2 protein-coding genes are annotated in these 927 nt (G+C 52.2%); both read left to right on the top strand.

Annotated features, from left to right (window positions below):
• The coding region (locus J5224_RS30545) for a hypothetical protein (RefSeq protein ID WP_264628789.1) at positions 1-182 on the top strand (182 nt) is incomplete at its 5' end.
• Positions 183-247: 65 nt separating this feature from the next.
• Positions 248-925, top strand: coding sequence for a YjbF family lipoprotein (locus J5224_RS30540; RefSeq protein ID WP_264628788.1), 678 nt, complete (start codon positions 248-250; stop codon positions 923-925).
• Positions 926-927 lie beyond the last annotated feature (2 nt).

The raw sequence follows: 927 nt of genomic DNA, 5'->3' as shown, positions 1-927 counted from the left end.
TCGGGGTGCGGTGGGTCCGGGCGGTGCCGGTTTTGCTGCTGGTACTACTGCGCTTATCGCTGTGGGCGCGGCGGCAGCGATTGGTGTTGCTGTTGCCGTTGCTGTTTCCAGCAATGACGATAACGGCACTACTGGAACTACAGGTTCAGTTGTTCCCGGTACTGTTCAGTAAGGTCATTTGACAATCAAGGCCACTTCGGTGGCCTTTCTTTTATTGCATCTGGCCGTTTCGCGAGACATTCACCTAATGATAAAAATAACGCTCGTGGCAAAACGCAGCGCGCTGATATTACTGCCACTGTTCGCGCTGGCATTGACTGGTTGTTCCCAAAATATGGATGCGGTCCAAAAAACCGCTAAGCTGGCGATTTGGGGAACGGATGATGTGCAGGTTTCGGCTGAGCAGGTTGAAAAAACGCCTTACGCTTCTGCTTATCTTAAAATGGGTGATGCTTCTCAGGCTTTTGTCGTGCTGGCGTTTGCAGAAAATAATCAGCTCAAATGGATCGGTGCGGACAGCAACCTTCTGGTAATGCAGCAGGGCCGCATTGTTAAAACCCAGGGTTTTGGTGAGGATATCGCCCACGTCATCAACGTGACGCCGGACCCGCTGGCCGTTGGCCTGCTAAAGCCGTCAACGTCGCTGCATTGGCAGGGGAAAATGGCCTGGTCGCAGGTGCAACGCGGTGATTATGCGGTAGAATCCGTGTTTCAGGTGCGCGGTAAAGAAACCGTAACCATTCTGGGCAAACCGCGCCAACTGCTGAAGTTTACCGAACAGGTTTCGGTTCCTGCGTTAAACGCGGAATACACCAATTCCTATTGGTTGGAGCCAACCACGGGGCAAGTAGTGCAAACCTGGCAATATATGGGGCCGGACATGGCACTGGTTAAATTCACGGTATTAAAACCCTACGTACAATAAGG

The organism is Candidatus Symbiopectobacterium sp. NZEC135, from assembly GCF_025962695.1.
Note: the sequence above shows the minus strand (reverse complement) of the source record. Positions and strands in the feature narration are given on the sequence as shown.